Source organism: Skermanella sp. (assembly GCF_059503625.1).
In genome coordinates this window covers 1-2,361 of the sequence record NZ_JCACHA010000441.1, presented here as the reverse complement: position 1 = coordinate 2,361, position 2,361 = coordinate 1, and the positions used below count along the sequence as shown (strand labels likewise).

General features: G+C 60.4%; 3 protein-coding genes and 1 pseudogene. All 4 read left to right on the top strand.

Features of this window, described 5'->3' with window-relative positions; translation table 11 throughout:
* Window positions 1–71 precede the first annotated feature (71 nt).
* On the top strand, window positions 72–506 hold the full coding sequence (locus AC5JJ6_RS09680) for a hypothetical protein (protein ID WP_496041840.1): 435 nt from the start codon (window positions 72–74) through the stop codon (window positions 504–506).
* A gap of 52 nt (window positions 507–558) precedes the next feature.
* Complete coding sequence (locus AC5JJ6_RS09675; protein WP_496041839.1) at window positions 559–1,620, top strand: hypothetical protein; 1,062 nt, start codon at window positions 559–561, stop codon at window positions 1,618–1,620.
* A 268-nt stretch (window positions 1,621–1,888) separates the two neighbouring features.
* A complete protein-coding gene (locus tag AC5JJ6_RS09670) occupies window positions 1,889–2,086 on the top strand; it encodes a hypothetical protein (RefSeq protein ID WP_496041838.1) in 198 nt (65 codons plus the stop codon).
* Window positions 2,087–2,098: 12 nt separating this feature from the next.
* Window positions 2,099–2,361, top strand: a pseudogene (locus AC5JJ6_RS09665) (ISNCY family transposase); the annotation flags it as partial.

The following is a 2,361-nucleotide window of genomic DNA, read 5'->3' as shown; positions in this document are numbered from 1 at the left end:
TTTAAATCAAATAGAAATAAAGATGCCCCCTGTCTCGTCATGCCCTTGAGAAAACATGAGGGGAAGTGACAATGGCCCGATCGATGATTTGGATACCAGCGTTCGCGATCGTCGCTATCTGCATCGCAGCATCACCCGATCCAGCGAAAGCAGGGACTTCGAAAGGCACCACCGCCGGACAAGTCGGAGAGGCAAAGCCGCTCCAGGCGAAGGGTATCAAAAGGCAAGGACGCAGGGTCGATGACAGTGTTACGACCTGCAGGATGTTCGGCAGTGATGGCCTAACCCCTCGACCGGGGCTGATGCACATGAAGCAGAGCGACCATGCTCGTCTGCGCGCCGAGAACGATCTGATCGAGATGTCCCAGCGTGGCAATGGCGACGAAGCCGCTTACTACAGGTCCCTGACAGGCAACAGCGCAGACAATCCTAAACTCAACCGCTATCGAGTCGCGGACAGACTAGGCATGAAGAAAGCCTGCAAGCCGTATTGGTCCACACCCTGAGCGTGAAAAATAGCCGATTCACAATACACATAATGCATCAGAGAGGATTTCCATGACCATTCGAACCCTGCTTCTGGCAAGCGTTGCCATTGCCACGATCTCTGCTCCGGCTGTGGCCCAGGTGGCTGCCGAACTGGAGGGACGCGTAACCGACATCACGACAACCGGTACCGGCCCCGAAACCACCGTCACATCACTCAAGGTGTTTAATACCACCATCTCCATAAAGTCCGGAACCACGTTCGCCACGCCGACACGGGACGGCATGTCCGCCAACAACATCGGCATTTGCAATAATCGCCCGTTCGCCGGTATGAGCCGAACCACCAAGACCATGATTGGAGGCACTGGCATCATCGTTGGATCATCTGTTGACCTGCCTGCTCCGGTCGTCGGCTCGGTCGTCGAACCTCAAACCGTGTTTCTTGAGCCGGCTGAAAACGTTCTACTCGGCCGCATCACCAAAATCCCCGAGTACGAACTCGACCCGGTTACCAGCACGAAAAAATATGTGACTGGCACCTTGGAAGTCGAAGGAACAAGCGTAGTCGTACTCGGCACCAAAGCGGGCGAGCACTTCCCGCCCACCGGTACAGTGGCTCACAATCCATGCCTGCCAGGGACAGGCGTCAAGAACGATTTCGGCTTTGCAATCCCGCCGGAGTCACTGGTGGTCGGCGCAGAAGCCGCGGCTGAGGGCTGGTTCGGAGATGATGGCAAGTTCTACGCCTTCCTGATTGAAAGTGTCGGTGCGCCGGACATTCAGCCCACTTCAGTGAGCATCACCCGCGCCCAGTGCCGGACCCGTTCCGCGACCCAGATGGAGTGGGAAATCCGGGGTGGAACCGCTGATGAGGCATCTGGCGGAGCAGGCCAGATCCTGATCGGCAAGCCGGTACCCTCTCCCACGCCGGAAAACCCCAACAGGACAGTATTCGGGGCTTATACGGGTGCCACGACCACGGCTACCGCTGACCCGCTCAACAGGCCCTATGGCCTCTACACCTTCAAGGCGAACATCAATAATCAAGGGTCATGCCCGGAGACCGTGATGGTCCGGTATGTCGGAAAGTCCGCTACCGTAACCGTGCGCGCTGGCGTGGATCGCCGCTGAACGAATGGCATACCGGACGCAGTCTCCACCTGCCATCAGCGGAAACCCAGTTTTGGCACTCGTGTCAGGCCAGTAACGGCCAACCCGGACGACCAGCGTCTTGTTGGCTACGGTCGGCTGGAGGGTCTTTCGGGCGCCCGGCGTCTGGGACGCCTGTTCCGGGCGGCACGGCTGTATGTGAACTATTTTCAGCTGTCCTTCAAACTCAAGGAGAAGAGGCGGGACGGCGCGCGGGTGAGCAAGCGGTACCACTCACCGGCGACGCCGTATGAGCGTCTGCTGGCGAACGATCGCGTCGAGGAGCCGGCGAAGGAGCGTCTGCGCACGGAGTTCGCCCGACTGGATCCGGTTTGCGCTGCTGCGGGAAATTCGCGCGGCCCAGGCCGAGCTGGCGGCTCCCGGCGCCGAGCCGACCGCCGAGATGGATGATCTGACGCCGTTCATTGCCGGCTTGGCGCGGGCCTGAGAAGACGGCGAGGTGCGGCCGACCCACCGGCAGGCGACGATGGCGCCACGGACGTGGCGGACGCGGGTGGATCCCTTCGAGGAGGTCTGGCCAGTTGTCGAAATGTGGTTGGAGGCGGAACCCGAGCGGACGGCGCGGGAGCTGTTGGAGCGGCTTCAGAGTGCCTACCCCGATCGCTTTCCTGATGGCCAGCTGCAAACGCTTCAGCGGCGGGTGAAGGTGTGGCGCAGCGCCAAGGCACAGGAACTGGTCTTTGGCGCCTCCCGGTCCGCAGC

Bases quoted from the DNA above. Each gene is read 5' to 3' on its own strand.
- AC5JJ6_RS09675 (WP_496041839.1), top strand. From the start codon at position 559: ATGACCATTCGAACCCTGCTTCTGGCAAGCGTTGCCATTGCCACGATC.
- AC5JJ6_RS09680 (WP_496041840.1), top strand. From the start codon at position 72: ATGGCCCGATCGATGATTTGGATACCAGCGTTCGCGATCGTCGCTATC.
- AC5JJ6_RS09670 (WP_496041838.1), top strand. From the start codon at position 1,889: ATGAGCGTCTGCTGGCGAACGATCGCGTCGAGGAGCCGGCGAAGGAGC.